The sequence below is a fragment of the Actinotalea alkalitolerans genome, assembly GCF_023369855.1.
Classification (GTDB): domain Bacteria; phylum Actinomycetota; class Actinomycetes; order Actinomycetales; family Cellulomonadaceae; genus Actinotalea.
Genome location: NZ_JAMBPP010000025.1, coordinates 19,321 through 35,307 on the forward strand (window position 1 = coordinate 19,321; position 15,987 = coordinate 35,307).

Below are 15,987 nucleotides of genomic sequence, written 5' to 3' on the forward strand. Positions count from 1 at the left end.
CCGCAAGCACCTTGCACAACAACCGGGCGACGAACGGGTAACGATTACGTCACACGATCATGCAGCGGGACGAGGAGGACCGGTCGAGGACCGCTCCACGAGCACCGTCGGGTAGACGACCTCGCGGGGCGGGGTCACGCCCGCGATCATGTCGAGCACCAGCTGGGCGGCCGCCGCCCCCTGCTCGTCCGCGGCCTGGGCCATCGTGGTCAGGCCGACCAGCTCACCCAGCTCGTGGCCGTCGACCCCGATCACCGACACGTCACCCGGCACGTCCAGACCCAGGTCCCGCAGCGCGAGGATCGCGCCCATCGCCATCTCGTCGGAGGCCGCGAAGACGGCGGTGACGTCGGGGGCCTGGTCGAGCAGCGTGTGCATCGACGCCCGCCCGCCCTCCACGTCGAAGTTGCCGTGGACCTCGAGCTCGGGCGGGGTCTCCAGACCTGCCTCGGTCATCGCCTCACGCCACCCGGCCTCACGGTGCACCGGGGGCGACCAGGGCGCGACGTCGTCCGGCGACCCGGTGATGTGCCCGATGCGCCGGTGCCCGAGCCCGACCAGGTGCCGGGTCGCGGCCAGCGCGGTCCCGTGGTCGTCGAGCCTGACGGTGACCTGACCGAAGTCGCCCCAGCCGATGCAGACCAGGGGATGCCCGAGGGTCAACAGCGCGTCGACCTCGTCCTGGTCCAGGGGCAGCCCCACCACGAGCACACCGTCCACCCGCCGTCGCAGCACGTCGGGGTCGACCCGGGGCCGGCTGGTCGACCGGCGGACGTCGAAGGTGTAGAGCAGCACGTCGAACCCCTGCGCCCGCAGGGTGCGCTCGGCGCCGTCGATGACGTTGGAGAAGAACCACCGGTTGATCCACGGGCTGATCACCCCGATCGTGCGGGTCCGACCCGAGGCCAGGCTCACCGCCGAGGGCGAGGCCACGTAGCCCAGCTGTGCGGCGACGCGTCGGACCCGGTTGCGCGTGGCCTCGTTGACGTTCGGCAGGTCACGCAGCGCGCGGGAGACCGTCGCCGTGGACACGCCGGCGGCCCGGGCCACGTCATCGATTCCTGCCGCCATGGCGGCAGATTGTCCACCTCCGCGGGGTCGCGGTCCACCGGGGGCCGGCCGCGCGCCCGTCGGCGAGAGGATCACCGCCGGTCAGCTGCGGTCGAGCAGGCTGCGCAGCACGGTCACGGCGCCGTCGTCCTCGATCATGCCGGTGACCTCGTCGGCCGCCGCCCGGGTGGTCTCGTCGGCGTGCCCCATGGCCACCCCGCGACCCGCCCACTGAAGCATCTCGATGTCGTTGCGACCGTCCCCGACGGCGACCGTGCGATCCGGCGCGACGCCCAGCCGCTGCCGCACGGTCTCGAGCGCACTGGCCTTGGAGACCCCCAGCGGGTTGAGGTCGAGCCACGCGATCCAGCCCACCGAGTAGGACACCTCGTGCAGGCCGATCCGCTGGACCATCGCATGGAAGTCGGCGTCGGTGTGGTCGGGGCTGCGGATCACGACACGGGTCGCCGGGGTCGCGCAGAGCTCCTCGAAGTCCACCACGGTGTGCCGGCCCTCGATCTCGTCGGGCGGGAAGGGCTTGTTGACGAAGAAGCCGTGGCCGACGTCCTCGACCGCGAAGACCGCGTCGGGCAGCTCGGCCAGGATGACGCGCAGCGCGGGCTCGGGGTCGAAGGTCACCAGGTCGGTGATGGTGTAGCCCCCCGACGACCCGCCGTCGAGCATCAGCGAGACCGCGCCGTTGGACGACACCGCCGGGCCCGATCCCAGGCCCAGCCGCCGGGCGACCGGGATGGTCGAGACCAGTGACCGGCCGGTCGCGAGCACCACGTGGTGGCCGGCCTCCCGCACCGCCTGGACCGCCTCGACCACCGCCGGACGGATCTCCCCCGAGAAGCTCATCAGGGTGCCGTCGATGTCGAGCGCGACGAGCAGGCGGCCGTCGGCGCCGTCCTGCCCGACCGTCGACGCGTGGTGCGGGGCCGTCATGCGGGAGCGACCACGGGGAGCACCTCGAGCCCACCGAGGTACGGGCGCAGCCCGACCGGGACCCGGACCGACCCGTCGGCCTGCTGGTGGTTCTCCAGGATCGCCACGATCCACCGGGTGGTACCCAGCGTGCCGTTGAGGGTCGCCACGGCTCGCGTCTCCCCCGACGCCGTGCGCTCTCGCACACCCAGCCGGCGGGCCTGGTACGTGGTGCAGTTCGAGGTCGAGGTGAGCTCGAGGTAGCGCTGCTGGCTGGGCAGCCAGGCCTCGCAGTCGAACTTGCGCGCGGCGCTCGAGCCGAGGTCGCCCGCCGCGGTGTCGATGACCCGGTAGGGCAGCTCGGCCAGGGCCAGCATCTGCTCCTCGAGGGCCAGCAGCCGTTCGTGCTCGGCCTCGGCGTCCTCGACCGAGGTGTAGCTGAACATCTCGACCTTGTGGAACTGGTGCACCCGGATGATGCCGCGGGTGTCCTTGCCGTACGAGCCCGCCTCGCGCCGGTAGCAGGCCGACCACCCGGCGTACCGCTGCGGGCCCGTGCTCAGGTCGAGGATCTCGTCGGCGTGGTACCCGGCCAGGGCGACCTCCGAGGTCCCGACCAGGTACAGGTCGTCCGCCTCGAGCCGGTAGACCTCGTCGGCGTGCTCCCCGAGGAAGCCCGTGCCTCGCATCACCTCGGGCTTGACCAGGGTCGGGGTGATCATCGGCGTGAAGCCCGCCGCGAGCGCGGCGTCCATCGCGGCGTTGAGCAGCGCGAGCTCGAGGCGCGCACCGACGCCGGTCAGGTAGTAGAAGCGGGCTCCCGAGACCTTCGCGCCGCGCACCGTGTCGATCGCGCGCAGACGCTCGCCGAGATCGAGGTGGTCCAGCGGGACGAAGTCCGCTCCGTACTCCGCGGCGAGGTCACGCGGCGACCCGACCTCGCGCAGCACGACGAAGTCGTCCTCGCCCCCGGCCGGCACGCCGTCGAGCGCGACGTTGCCGATCCGGCCGACGACCTCCTCGAGCTCGGCCGCAGCTGCCTCGGCGTCGGCCTGCGCCGTCCTGACCTGCTCGGCCAGGGCCTTGGCACGGCCCAGGAGCTCAGCCTTGGCCTCGCCCGACGCCGTCGCGACCTCCTTGCCCAGACCCTTCTGCTCGGCGCGCAGCCGCTCGAAGTCGGTCAGCGCCGCCCGCCGGCGCGCGTCCAGGTCGACCGCGGAGTCGACCAGGGACGGGTCGGCGCCGCGTCGCAGCTGGCTGGCACGGACGAGGTCGGGTGCGTCGCGCAGGACGCGGAGGTCGATCACCCCCTGAGCGTAACGAGACCGGCCGGGGTGTGGCGCACCTGCGGTGGCCGTACGGTGTCGCCATGACATGGATCGGCTGGCTGAGCCTGCTCGCCCTCGGCCTCTCGGTGACCGCCGTGGTGCTGGCCCTGATCAACCGACGGACGTTGCGCGAACGCGCCGCCGGAGCCCCTCCCGACACCGTGGCGAGCGGCACCGCGACACCGTCCGACGTCGCCGGGACGAGCCCCCGCACCCTGGTCGCCTTCGTGGCCAACCCCACCAAGCCCGGCGTCGGCCAGCTGCGCGACACCGCCGTGCAGGCCTGCTCCGCCCGCTACCTGCCCGAGCCGCTGTGGCTCGAGACCACCGCGGACGACCCAGGCATCGGGCAGACCCGCGAGGCCCTCGAACGGGGGGCGCGCGTGGTGGTCGCGGTCGGCGGCGACGGGACGGTCCGTGCGGTCGCCGAGGGCCTGGCCGGCTCCCAGGGCGCGATGGGACTGATCCCCCAGGGCACGGGCAACCTCCTGGCCCGCAACCTCGACCTGCCGATCAACGACGTCGACGCGCTGATGCGGATCGCGCTGACCGGTCACGAGCGGCCGATCGACGTCGGCTGGCTCACCGTGGTCCGCGACGAGTCGCAGGTCTCGGACGACATCGCCGAGGCCGACCCCCACGCCGTGGCCCCCGAGAAGACCCCGCCGGACACCGCCGAACCGGCCCGCGACCACATCTTCCTGGTGATCGCCGGCCTCGGGTTCGACGCCGCGATGGTCGCCGACACCGACGAGGAGCTCAAGGCGAAGGTCGGCTGGATCGCCTACTTCGTCGCCGGGGTCCGCCACCTCCACTCGCGCAGGATGCGGATCGAGATGTCCACCGACGGCGGCGAGTGGACCTCCCACCGGCTGCGCAGCCTGCTCATCGGCAACTGCGGCCGCCTGCCCGGTGGCATCACCCTGCTGCCCGACGCGGTGCTCGACGACGGCTGGCTCGACATCGGCGCGATCGACACCCGCGGAGGGGTCGCGGGCTGGGCGCAGCTGCTCGGTGAGGTCACCATGCAGCGCTTCGGGATGCGCAACGACCTGCCCAACAAGATCGGCCGCATCGACCACAGCCGCGCACGACGGTTCGCGGTCCGCTCGCGCGACGCGCAGCAGGTGCAGGTCGACGGGGACATCATCGGCTCAGCCCTGGAGATCACCGCACGCGTCGACGAGCGCTCCCTGCGGGTCCGGGTGCCCTGACCCACCTCGGGCGCAGCGAGCCCCACCCCCGGGCGCGGCGAGTCAGTGCGTGCGGCCCCCGCGCAACGCGGTGACCCACTCGCGCGCCGCGACGAAGTCGGGGTCGAAGGTCCCCGGCCGCAGCGGGCTCAACGGGGCGTCCACCCGCGGGTAGGAGCCCAGGAACCGCACGTGCGGGCAGACCCGGTGCAGGCCCATCAGCGCCTCGGCCATCCGCTCCTCGGCGATGTGGCCCTCGGCGTCGATCGAGAACGAGTACCGGCCCATCGCGTCGCCCAGCGGCCGTGACTCGATCCGCGACAGGTTCACCCCGCGGGTCGCGAACTGCTCGAGCATCTCCAGGAGCGCACCGGCCTGGTTGCTCGGCAGGTGCACCACCAGGGTCGTCTTGTCCGCACCGGTGGGGGGCGGCACCGTCCCGGGCTTGCCGACCACGACGAAGCGGGTGACCGCGCGCGCGTTGTCCGCGACGCCCTCGGCCAGAGCGACGAGCCCGTAGTGGTCCACAGCCGGCGGCGGCACCAGGGCGGCGTCGAACCCGAGCAGCGGCTCGGTCCCGGCGAGCAGGGCGGCGGGGGCGGTGTTGGAGGTCGCCGGGACGTGCACGACGTGCGGCAGGTTCTGGTTGAGCCAGCGCCGGCACTGCGCCCACGCGTGCGGGTGGGCGGAGATCCGACGCACGTCGGCCAACGAGGTGCCCGCGCGGCCCGCGACGGTGAAGCCCACCGGCACCAGGACCTCCTGCAGGAGGACCAGGGGGCTCCCGGTCGCCAGGGTGTCCAGGGTCGCGGTGACCCCACCCTCGACCGAGTTCTCGATCGCGACGACCGCGCGGTCCGCGGCCCCCGACCGCACCGCCTCGATCGCCGAGACGACGTCGACCTGAGGCAGGTACACCGCCTCGTCGGGACCGACGACCTGGCGAAGGGCCGCCTCGGTGAAGGTGCCCGCCGGGCCCAGGTAGGCGTAGCGGGGCAACGTGCCTCCGGTCATCCTGCGATCCCTTCCGGAAGGTCCTGTGGTGATCGTGTGGAGCGGGGCCCGCACCGCGCCGGTCGCCGCCGACCGAGCCTAGTCCGCCCGTAGGCTGGGTCGGTGCCCCGTTCCCCCACCGCGCCCGACACCGACGTGGCGCAGGCGGCGGTGCGACCGACGGTGCCCCGTCGGACCGGTCGGACCGGTCCGACCCGCCGGGCCCGTGGCGCGGTCCGCCGCCTGGTCGCCACGCTGACGCTGGCCCTGGGGGCGTCGGCCGCGACCTTCGCCCCCGCGCTCGCCACCCCCCCGCCCGCCGCCCCTGCGGAGGTGGCCGACGAACCGGCGGTCGTCCTGATCGGGACCACCGGCCTGCGCTGGGACGACGTGGGCACCCTGTCCACCCCCGCCCTGTGGGACCTGTCCCGCGACGCGTCGGTCGGGACCGTGGCCGCCCGCAGCGTCCGCTCGTCGGCCTGCCCCGCCGACGGGTGGCTCGCGGTCTCCGCCGGGGCGCGGGCCGCGGACCTCCCGGGCGAGAGCTACGGCGAGTGCCGGACCCTGCTGAACCCCCGGTCGAACGGGATGGTCCCGGGGTGGGCCGCGTACGTCGAGTCGGCCGAGGCCTCGGGCTACAGCCCGACCCTGGGGCTGCTGGGCCAGGCCGTGCACGAGCAGGGCGTGACCGCCGCCGGGTTCGGCCCCGGGGCGGCGATCGCCCTGTCCGACCGCGACGGCGTCGTCGTCGGGGAGCACGCGCTCGTCCCCGCCGACCCCGAGGCGCTGAGCGAGGCGGTCGCACAGGCGCTGGGGACGGCGGGGCTCGTGGTGGTGGACGCCGGCTCGGTGCGCGACACCGGGCGCGCGACGGTCGGGCGCCCCGACAGCTTCGCCGTGCCCGAGGACGAGGCCGAGGACGTGCCCGCCGAGCCCTCCCCGACCGGCGAGGAGCCGGCCGGGCCCGAGGTCATCACCGAACCCACCCGCCAGCAGCAGGTGCAGCCGATCGACCGTCGGGTGGGGGCCGTGCTCGAGGCCGTCCGGGAGAGCGACCGAGAGGTCACGGTGCTGCTGGTCTCGATCGCCGACAGCGGCACCCGGGCGCGCATGCAGCTCGCCGCCGCCCTGGGTCCCGGTCCGGGCGGGGACCTCTACGCCGAGAGCCTGCTCGGGTCGAGCTCGACCCGCCAGGCAGGCATGGTGCAGACCACCGACGTGACCCCGACCGTGCTGAGCGCGCTCGGTCTGGCCGGCACCGTGCGCACCGGCGCGCTGGTCGGCGCCCCGCTGCAGGCGGTCGCCGGACCGCAGGACGCGAACGGCCGGCTCCAGGAGCTGCTGGGCATCGACCGGCACTCCGCGGCCGTCCGTTCGGTCACCCCCACGTTCTTCACCGCGCTCATCGTCATCAACCTGGTGCTCTACGTGGTCGTCACCCTGGGCCTGAACGGCCGGGTGCTCGCCGGTCTCAGCGACCTGGCCGCCCGGATGACGCCCGGACGGCGACCCCGCGCGCGGGTGGAGTCGATCACCCGACACCCGACCGCCGTGCTGCACGCCCTGAGGGTGGCCGGCCTGGCGGTGGCGTCCCTCCCGGTCGCGAGCTTCCTGGCGAACCTCAGCCCCTGGTGGGCGGCGACCTCGCCGGGATGGGCGGTGACCGGTCTGATCGCGGCCTGGGTCGTGGGACTGACGGCCCTGGCGGCGCTGCCCCGCTGGCGGCATCCGCTGCTCGGCCCGGTGGGCGTCGTCGCCGGCATCACCTCGCTGGTCCTGGCGATCGACGTGGCGACCGGGGCGACCCTCCAGATCTCGGCGCCCATGGGTGTGCAGCCTGTGGTCGCGGGACGCTTCTACGGGTTCAACAACACGGCCTTCGCGATGTTCGCGGCCGCGTCCATCCTCACCGCCGTCGCCGCCACCGACCCGTTCGTCAGGGTCGGCCGCCGCCGGCAGGCCGCCGTCTTCGTCGCCGTGATCGGTCTCTCGGTGACCTACCTGGTCGGCATGCCCGGTCTCGGCAGCGACTTCGGCGGACCACCCGCCCTGGTCCCCGGCTTCGCGGTGCTGGCGCTGCTGGCCGCCGGTGCCCGCCTGACCTGGCCGCGCCTGGTCGCGATCCTGGGCGGCGGCGCGCTGGTCGTCACCTCCTTCGCCCTGATCGACTGGCTGCGGCCCGACGAGGACCGCACCCACCTCGGGCGCTTCGTGGACACGGTGCTCGACGGCGGGCTGGCCGACGTCGTGGGACGCAAGCTCGCCCAGAACCTCGCCAACCTGGGCGGGACGTGGCTCACGCTGCTCGCCCTGGGCGGCATCGCCCTGGTCGTCCTCGTGCTCGCCCGACCGCTGCGGTGGGCGGCCTCGGCCTCCGACGGCGGGCCGTTCAGCTGGCTGTCCGCGGGGACCGCGCTGACCAGCCTGGGTGTCGTGGCCCCGATGCTGCGGCCCGGCGTGGTCGCCCTGGCCGTGACCCTGGGGATCGGTTTCGCGGTCAACGACTCGGGGATCGTCATCCCCGCGATCGGCGTCGCCGTGGCCGTCCCGCTCCTCGTCGCCGCCTGCGCGAGCTGGTTGCTGCAGCTGCGCGCCCACACGGCCGCCGGCACGACGACGGTCGCGGCGGCACCACCCGAGGACACGTAGCGGACCTCGCCCGCCGACGGCGGCCGCACCCGAGCGGTGCTCAGCCCCTCGACAGGCGCTTGTTGACGCCACCGACGAGACCGCGCACCTTGCGGGCGTTGACCGCCAGGAGCACGTCACGGTACTGGGCCGCGCGGTGCATCTGACCACGGAAGTCCGAGCCCGAGGGCCGGTGCCGCAGGTCGCACGGGACCTCGACCGCGACGAACCCCTTGGTCAGCAGGTCGATCGTCATACCGGTCTCGACCCCCCAGCCGCGGGCGAGCGGGGTCGCGGCCTCGAAGGCCTCGCGGGTCAGGCACCGCATGCCCGAGAGCGGCTGGGTGGGTGTCCACCCGGTCAACGACTGGATCGACCGCCGCGCGAGCCCCACCACGATGCCGCGCCCGCCCGCACCGGGCTGCGGGGGCAGCAGGGCGATCGAGACGTCGGCAGCACCCTCGAGCACGGGCGGGACCAGCGGAGCGGCGTTGACAGCCGACTCGCCCAGGTCCCCGTCGAGGAACAGCAGCAGGCGGGGCGGTCGGTCGTCGGTGTCCCGCATCGCGACGACCGCGGCACCGGTCTCCATCGCCGAGGCCTTGCCCCGGTTGTGCGAGTGGCGCACCACCACCGCGCCGGCCTCACGGGCCACGTGCTGGGTCGCGTCGACGCTCCCGTCATCCACGACCAGGACCAGATCGACGTGCGGGATGGCCCGGGCCGCGCGGACCGTGGCCGCGATCCGGCGCGACTCGTCCTTCGCGGGGATGACCACTGCGGCGCGTTGTCGTGGTCGGGGTGGGACAGCCCCGTCAGCAGCGCTGGCGGGCTGACGTCCGCGCGTTGAGTGGGCCACGACACCACCCTAACGAGAGTTGCGGTCTTCGTCAGCGCGGGACCACAAGGAGGTCAAGATGTGACCATCCACGTTCGTGGCCACGGTCATCCCAGCGGCGACGCTCGTGGCCGCCACGGCGCCACGCCCGGGCGATGCCTCAGCGCAGCGTGAGCTGACGAGCCACCAGGCCGGCCCGCGCCCGGCGCTCGTCCGCGTTCAGCGGCTCCTCCACGGCGAGCGCGGCCGCGAGCCGCTCACCCAGCTCGCGGGCAGGCTCCTCGAGCTCCTCGGCGACCGTCCCGGGCACGAGGTCCCAGACCGGGACGAGCAGCCCGCACGACCGGAAGGCGCCGATGAACTTGCCGACCGATCCCTCGTCCCCCAGGCCCGAGGACCGCGTCGCGTGCAACCGCGCGAGGGCGTCCAGGAAGTCCTGCTCGTCGTGCGGCATGCCCCAGCGCAGGTACTCGCGCTCACCCATGCGCGCCCAGTACGCCGCGTCGACGCTCGTCAGCCGCCGGGTCGGCACCACGGCCTCGTTCATCCGCTCGAGCGACGCGCGCGCCTCACCCTCGAGCTCTGCCCCCTCGGCGGTCCAGTAGTCGAAGCCGTCGTGGACGGTCACCTCGAACGGCACCGTGAGGTCCAGGACGTCCTGCAGGCGGGGCCCGGGCTCGGGCTGCGCGGCCGAGGTCAGCGGCGTGCCGGCCGGCAGGTCGAGCACCCGGAGCAGGAGGTCGGCCAGGTCGCGGGAGGCGTCGCCCGACCCTGCGTGCTGCTGCAGCGCGAGCATGATCGTGCCGTCCCCGCGGTGCATCGCCGGCCACGCCAGCGGCAGGACGGTCGTGACGACGACGTCGCGCGCGCCGTACTGCTCGGTGGTGCGCGCCGTGGCCGTGGCTGCCGGCACCACCTCACGCATCGCCACCCAGTCGGGCTCGCCGGGCAACCCCTCGAAGGGACGCAGCACGAACTCCACGGTCGCTCTCTTGGCCATGGTGCACGAGGGTACAGCGACGGTCGACGACCGGCGGCCCGGGCGCGAGCGCCTCCGGTGCGCCGCACCCCGTGCGCACCGGTGGCACCGGGTGCGAGGATCGACCCATGCACCCGCGCGCCGGACAGATCGCCCTCCCCGAAGACCTCATCGACGTGGACGGCGTGCTGGGCGCCTACTACGACAAGACCCCCGACGTGGACGACCCCGCCCAGCAGGTCGCCTTCGGCACCTCGGGCCATCGCGGGTCGAGCCTGGACACCGCGTTCAACGAGGCGCACATCGTCGCGATCACCGCGGCGATCGTGGAGTACCGGCGGGCCCAGGGCACCGACGGGCCGCTCTTCATCGGCCGCGACACCCACGCCCTGTCCCTGCCTGCCTGGCAGACGGCGCTCGAGGTGCTGGCCGCCGCGGACGTCGAGGTGCACGTCGACGCGCGCGACGGGTACACGCCGACCCCGGCCGTCTCCCACGCGATCCTGCTGCACAACGGCGCCACCACTGCCCAGGGCGTGCGAACCACCGCAGCCGGGGGCACGGGCACGGGGCTGGCGGACGGCATCGTCGTCACCCCCTCGCACAACCCGCCGCGCGACGGCGGCTTCAAGTACAACCCGCCGCACGGTGGACCGGCGGGGTCGGAGGCCACCGGCTGGATCGCCGACCGCGCCAACGAGCTGCTGCGCTCGGGCCTCGGCAGCATCCGCCGGGTGAGCCTGGAGACGGCGCTCGCCGCACCGACCACCCGCAAGCACGACTACCTGAGCGCCTACCTCGACGACCTGCCGCACGTCCTGGACCTCGACCTCGTCCGGGCCAGCGGGGTGCGGATCGGCGCCGACCCGCTGGGCGGCGCCGCGGTCGACTACTGGGGGGCGATCGCCGAACGGCACGGCCTGGACCTGACCGTCGTCAACCCCGAGGTCGACCCCCGCTGGGCCTTCATGACCCTGGACTGGGACGGCAAGATCCGGATGGACTGCTCGTCACCGTCCGCGATGGCCTCGCTGGTCCAGTCGATGGCCGGCGGCGATGCCGGCTTCGACATCGCGACCGGCAACGACGCCGACGCCGACCGGCACGGCATCGTCACCCCCGACGCCGGCCTGATGAACCCCAACCACTACCTCGCGGTCGCGATCAGCTACCTCTACGGCGGCGCACGCCCGCAGTGGCCCGCGCAGGCCGCGATCGGCAAGACGCTGGTCTCCTCGGCGCTCATCGACCGGGTCGCGGCCGACCTGGGACGCACCCTGCTCGAGGTCCCCGTGGGCTTCAAGTGGTTCGTCCCCGGCCTGCTGGACGGCTCGGTCGGCTTCGGAGGCGAGGAGTCCGCCGGGGCGTCGTTCCTGCGGCACGACGGCACCGTGTGGACCACCGACAAGGACGGCATCCTGCTGGCCCTGCTGGGGGCGGAGATCACCGCACGCACCGGCTCCTCGCCGTCCCAGCTGCACTCCCGCCTGGTCGAACGGCACGGCGAGTCCTGGTACGCCCGCGTCGACGCCCCCGCCACCCGGGCCCAGAAGGCGTCGCTGGCCTCGCTGCGCCCCGAGCAGGTGACCGCCTCGACCCTGGCCGGTGAGGAGATCACCGCGCGGCTCACCGAGGCTCCCGGCAACGGCGCGTCGATCGGCGGGCTCAAGGTGACCACGGCGAACGCCTGGTTCGCCGCCCGCCCGTCGGGCACCGAGGACGTCTACAAGGTGTACGCCGAGTCGTTCGTCTCGGCCGACCACCTCACCCAGGTCCAGCAGGCGGCGCAGGAGCTCGTCACCCAGACCCTGGCCTGAGCGTCCGGGACCCGCGCCCCGCACGGCTCAGCCGAGGGGCGCGGGCCGCCCGGAGCGCGCCCGCGCAGTCTCCAGGCCCTGCTGGAACTGCCTCGAGGGCACCGGGCGCGACCACAGGTAGCCCTGGCCCAGGGTGCAGCCCAGCTCACGCAGCGCCTCGGCCTGCTCGAGGGTCTCGACCCCTTCGGCCACCAGGTCCAGGTCCAGGGACTGGCTCAGCCGGACGAGGGTCGTCACGATCGCCCGGGACCGTACGTCCACGAGCATCTCCGAGACGAAACGTCGGTCGATCTTGACCATCGAGATCGGCAGCTCGATGATCCGGGTGAGCGGGCTGTACCCCGTGCCGTAGTCGTCGGCCGCAAGCCCGATGCCCTCGTCACGCAGCTCGCGCAGATCCCCCAGCAGCGCCTCGCTGACCTCGTCGAGCTGGGTCTCGGTGAACTCCAGGACCAGGCGGCCGGGGTCGATCCCGGTCCGTGCCACCACCGCCCGCACCGTCTCCACGAAGTCCGGGACGTCGAGCTGGCGGGCCGAGACGTTCACGTGCACCGCGGGCGGCAGACCCCCGCCGACGGCCGGCCACCGCGCCGCGAGCTCGCAGGACCGCTCGAGCACCCACGTCCCGATCTGCGGCATCAGACCCGCGGACTCCGCGACGTCGAGGAACTCGTGCGGGCCTAGCACACCCCGCTCGGGGTGACGCCAGCGCAACAACGCCTCGGCAGCGACCGTCCGCCCGTCACGCAGGTCGACCACCGGCTGGAGGTACACCAGCAGCTCGTCACGGTCGACGGCCTCACGCAGCTCGGCCTCGACACGTACCGCCCTCAGGACCCGTGCGCGGTGCTTGTCCGAGAAGACCACGGCCCGCCGCTTGCCCTCGGTCTTGGCCGCGTACATGGCCGAGTCGGCATCACGAAGGAGATCGTCGGGGGTCGCGCCGGCCGTGCCCCAGGCGATGCCGATGCTCGCACCGAGGGTGAAGGTCTGGCCGCCGACCGCGAACGGGACACCGAGCGCGTCGAGCACCGCACCGGCGAGCTCCTCGGCCTCCGCCGGGCCGCGCGCATGCGGCCGGAGCAGCACGAACTCGTCCCCGCCGACCCGCGCCGCGACGTCGTCCGGGCGGAGCATGCCGCGCAGCCGGTCCGCGACCTCGACGAGCAGGGCGTCGCCACCGGCGTGCCCCGTGGAGTCGTTGACCCGCTTGAAGTCGTCCAGGTCGCAGAAGAGCACCGCGACACCCTCGTCACGGGCCAGGGTGCGCAGGCCCAGGTCGATCCGGTCGCGCAGCAGCGTCCGGTTCGCCAGGCCCGTCAAGGAGTCCTGGAGGGCCTGGGCGGTCAGGCGGTCCTCGGCGGCCCGGCGGGCCGTCACGTCGACCATCTGCGCCACGTACATCCCGTCACCCGCCTCGGTGGACAACGGCGACAGGGCGATCTCGACCCACCGGGACCCGTCACCCGTACCGAGCGCGACCTCACCGTGCCACCCCTGGAGCTCGCCCCGAGAGACCGCCCGGAGCGCGTGACCCACCGCCGCCCGGTCGACCTCGTGGAGGCAGGAGGTCCACGAGCTGCCGATCAGGTCGCCCGCGGACGACAGCAGGATCCGTGCGGCCACGGCGTTGAGCTCGACGACCTCGAGGTCAGGGGTCCCGTCCCACCGCGTCGTGCGCCGCAGCAGGAGCATCCCCAGCAGCGCCTCGCTGAAGCCCTGCCGGAACAGGCGCTCGCTCGCACCGACCCGCTCGAGGTCCGCACGCCGCTGGGAGACCGTCAGGGCGAGCGGGAGCAGCACGAGCAGGCAGGTCACCAGGAAGGCCTGGGTCAGGGTGACGGCCAGGGATGGACCGACGTCGGCCCTGCTGCCGAACGGCCCGCCGCCACCGCGGGTCACCGCCGTGATCACGACAGCCACCAGGACCATCTGCGCGGCGACCGTCCGCGTCCCCAGCCGCAGCGCCCCCCACACCAGGAACGGGATGAGCGCGAAGGTCAGGGGTAGTCGCTGCGCAGGGTGGAAGACGATCGCGACCACCGCGAGCGTCACGAGCCACTGCGCCGTCGCCTCGGCCGCCCGACCCTGACCCCTGGTCGTCCGCGCGCCCAGGAAGAGCGGCGCGATCAGCAGGATCGCGGCACCGTGGCTGGTCATCACCGTACGGGCAGCGGTCACGAACGAGCCGTCGGTGCCCAGAGCCACCGTCAGACCGGCCCCCAGCCCCATGACCACGCCACCCACCAGGGTGGCGGACACGAGCCGGGCGAAGTCCTCGAGCGTCACGAGCGTGGCTCGTGGGCGCCCTCGCAGCAACCACCAGGTCACGACCCACGCCTCGAGGGCGTTGCTCAGCCCGAAGCCGACGGCCACCGGCACCGTACGGCCCCCGCTGAGGTTCGCGAGCGTGGTCCCGACCGTGATCGCCAGGACGATCCGCACCCAGCGGTCGCGCGGCGCCAGGACCAGGACACCCACGGCCACACCCGCGGCGGGCCACCAGGCGGCGACGCCGTGGTCGGGCGGGGCGAGGGCCACCGCCGCATACGCCAGCAGGAACTGGACGGCCACGAGCACCACCAGACCCACCGGTCCGTAGGCGGCACGGGTCCCCAGGAGCCGGGCGAGCCGTCGTCCTGGGCGCAGCTCGGCCATCGAGGCCCGTGCCCGCACCGCGAGGGGCGACCGCGCAGCGACGGCATCACGGGTGCTCGTCACGGACGGCTCCTCCCTGGCGCCTCGTGCTGCCCGTCCGGGGCGGCAGGCCGGGCTGGACGGCGGATCGCACCGATCCTCGCACGGTCTGCACCCACGCAGGCAGGATGAACTCTGCCCGCCCGCCCGCTGCGACAATGGCCGCATGCTCCAGCCGTACCGCGACGTCCTCGCACGCCCGGGCGCCCTCGCGTTCTCCTCGGCCGGCGTGCTCGCCCGCCTGCCGATGTCCATGGTGGGGATCGGGATCATCCTCATGGTCTCCGAGATCTACGGCTCGTACGGGCTGGGCGGGCGGATCTCCGCGGTCTACGTGATCGTCCACGCGATCTGCTCGCCGCGGCTCGCCCGCCTGGTCGACCGCCACGGGCAGGCGCGCGTGATGCGCCCCGCGGTGCTGGTGACCGCCGCAGGACTGACCGGCCTGGTCGGCGTCGCCCTGGTCGTGGGCCCCACCTGGGCGCTGTACGTCCTGGCGGCCGTGACCGGGTCGAGCGTGGGCTCGATGGGTTCACTGGTCCGGGCCCGGTGGTCCCACGTGCTGAGCAACCCCCGGCACGTGCACACCGCGTACTCGCTCGAGTCGGCCCTCGACGAGCTGGTCTTCATCATCGGCCCGATCGTCGCGACCCTCCTGGCCACCGGTGTCACGCCGGTCGCGGGGCTGATCGTCCCGGTCGCCGCGGTGCTGGTGGGCGGTCACCTCCTGCTCGCCCAGCGACGCACCGAGCCGCCGGTCACGGTGCACCCGGCCGGGACCAGGCACCGCTCGGTCATGCGCTCGGGCGGGATGGTCGTGCTGGCCCTGGTCTTCGTGGCCATGGGGGCGATCTTCGGAGCGACCGACGTCGCGACGGTCGCCTTCGCCGAGGAGCAGGGCACCAAGTCGGCGGCCGGCCTGCTGCTCGGGATCTTCGCCGCCGGCTCGATGCTCTCAGGCCTCGGCTACGGGGCCCGGCACTGGGTCAGCCCGCTGTGGAAGCGGTTCGCCATCGGGATGGTCGCGCTCGCCGCGGGCGTCAGCCTGTTCTTCTTCGTCACGAGCATCCCGGTGCTCGCGGTCGTCATGTTCGTCACCGGCTTCGCGATCGCCCCGACGCTGATCAACGGCAACGGCCTGGTCCAGCACTTCGTCCCCCGTGACCGGCTCACCGAGGGCCTCACCTGGGTGGGTACCTCGCTCGGTGTCGGCGTCTCGTTCGGCGCCTCGATCGCCGGCTCGCTGATCGACCGCGACGGCTCGCACGGCGGGTTCCTCGTGGTCATCGTCTCGGCCGGGCTGGCCGTCGTGGCGGTCCTCGCCTCGCTGCGCACGCTGCGCCGCAGCACCCGGACGATCGGCGGCCCGGTCGACGAGCCGACCGAGGCGCAGATCGCGGCCGGGGCGGCGGGCGCCGCGGGGGGCCGCGGCGGCGGGGGGGGGGCGGGCGCCGGGCGGGGGGGGGGGCGGGGGGGGGGGGCCCGGGGGGGGGGGGGGGCCGCCCCCGGGGCGGGGGGGGGCGGGCCCCCCGGGGGG

Annotated in this window: 11 protein-coding genes; 4 read left to right on the forward strand and 7 right to left on the reverse strand. The window is 74.0% G+C overall.

Features of this window, described 5'->3' with window-relative positions:
• Positions 1-57 precede the first annotated feature (57 nt).
• From M1R94_RS19750 to serS, 3 genes are all read right to left on the reverse strand, one after another.
• The gene (locus tag M1R94_RS19750) at positions 58-1,071 is read right to left on the reverse strand and encodes a LacI family DNA-binding transcriptional regulator (RefSeq protein ID WP_249383446.1); all 1,014 of its coding nucleotides are present in this window, start codon (positions 1,069-1,071) and stop codon (positions 58-60) included.
• 81 nt (positions 1,072-1,152) lie between these two features.
• Complete coding sequence (locus tag M1R94_RS19755; RefSeq protein WP_249383447.1) at positions 1,153-1,998, reverse strand: HAD family hydrolase; 846 nt, start codon at positions 1,996-1,998, stop codon at positions 1,153-1,155.
• Positions 1,995-3,284, reverse strand: a complete 1,290-nt coding sequence (gene serS / locus M1R94_RS19760; RefSeq protein ID WP_249383448.1) for a serine--tRNA ligase — start codon at positions 3,282-3,284, stop codon at positions 1,995-1,997. The genes M1R94_RS19755 and serS overlap by 4 nt, the downstream gene beginning before the upstream one ends.
• A 62-nt stretch (positions 3,285-3,346) precedes the next feature.
• Here serS and M1R94_RS19765 point away from each other — a divergent pair, with 62 nt between their 5' ends.
• Positions 3,347-4,519 (forward strand): diacylglycerol/lipid kinase family protein, encoded by a 1,173-nt coding sequence (locus tag M1R94_RS19765; protein WP_249383449.1) that lies wholly within the window; start codon positions 3,347-3,349, stop codon positions 4,517-4,519.
• A 42-nt stretch (positions 4,520-4,561) separates the two neighbouring features.
• On the opposite strand, the gene pheA is transcribed toward M1R94_RS19765, so the two are convergent.
• On the reverse strand, positions 4,562-5,512 hold the full coding sequence (pheA, locus tag M1R94_RS19770) for a prephenate dehydratase (RefSeq protein ID WP_249383450.1): 951 nt from the start codon (positions 5,510-5,512) through the stop codon (positions 4,562-4,564).
• A 102-nt stretch (positions 5,513-5,614) separates the two neighbouring features.
• Between pheA and M1R94_RS19775 the strand changes: the two genes are divergently transcribed.
• Positions 5,615-8,140, forward strand: a complete 2,526-nt coding sequence (locus tag M1R94_RS19775) for a hypothetical protein (RefSeq protein ID WP_249383451.1) — start codon at positions 5,615-5,617, stop codon at positions 8,138-8,140.
• Positions 8,141-8,180: 40 nt separating this feature from the next.
• Here M1R94_RS19775 and M1R94_RS19780 read toward each other — a convergent pair whose 3' ends face one another.
• On the reverse strand, positions 8,181-8,978 hold the full coding sequence (locus M1R94_RS19780) for a glycosyltransferase family 2 protein (protein WP_374109497.1): 798 nt from the start codon (positions 8,976-8,978) through the stop codon (positions 8,181-8,183).
• 139 nt (positions 8,979-9,117) lie between these two features.
• On the reverse strand, positions 9,118-9,957 hold the full coding sequence (locus M1R94_RS19785) for a DUF5926 family protein (protein WP_249383452.1): 840 nt from the start codon (positions 9,955-9,957) through the stop codon (positions 9,118-9,120).
• Positions 9,958-10,064: 107 nt separating this feature from the next.
• On the opposite strand from M1R94_RS19785, the gene pgm reads away from it, so the two are divergent.
• Positions 10,065-11,753: a phosphoglucomutase (alpha-D-glucose-1,6-bisphosphate-dependent) gene (gene pgm, locus M1R94_RS19790; protein WP_249383453.1), complete on the forward strand. Its 1,689-nt coding sequence runs from the start codon at positions 10,065-10,067 to the stop codon at positions 11,751-11,753.
• A 27-nt stretch (positions 11,754-11,780) separates the two neighbouring features.
• Here pgm and M1R94_RS19795 read toward each other — a convergent pair whose 3' ends face one another.
• Positions 11,781-14,474, reverse strand: a complete 2,694-nt coding sequence (locus M1R94_RS19795; protein ID WP_249383454.1) for a bifunctional diguanylate cyclase/phosphodiesterase — start codon at positions 14,472-14,474, stop codon at positions 11,781-11,783.
• 142 nt (positions 14,475-14,616) lie between these two features.
• Here M1R94_RS19795 and M1R94_RS19800 point away from each other — a divergent pair.
• Positions 14,617-15,987 (forward strand): MFS transporter (locus M1R94_RS19800; protein WP_308199941.1); only part of this gene is annotated, 1,371 nt, incomplete at its 3' end.

Excerpts from the sequence above, each read along its gene's own strand:
- M1R94_RS19750 (WP_249383446.1), bottom strand. The coding sequence starts at position 1,071 with ATGGCGGCAGGAATCGATGACGTGGCCCGGGCCGCCGGCGTGTCCACG.
- M1R94_RS19755 (WP_249383447.1), bottom strand. The coding sequence starts at position 1,998 with ATGACGGCCCCGCACCACGCGTCGACGGTCGGGCAGGACGGCGCCGAC.
- M1R94_RS19765 (WP_249383449.1), top strand. The coding sequence starts at position 3,347 with ATGACATGGATCGGCTGGCTGAGCCTGCTCGCCCTCGGCCTCTCGGTG.
- pheA (WP_249383450.1), bottom strand. The coding sequence starts at position 5,512 with ATGACCGGAGGCACGTTGCCCCGCTACGCCTACCTGGGCCCGGCGGGC.
- M1R94_RS19785 (WP_249383452.1), bottom strand. The coding sequence starts at position 9,957 with ATGGCCAAGAGAGCGACCGTGGAGTTCGTGCTGCGTCCCTTCGAGGGG.
- pgm (WP_249383453.1), top strand. The coding sequence starts at position 10,065 with ATGCACCCGCGCGCCGGACAGATCGCCCTCCCCGAAGACCTCATCGAC.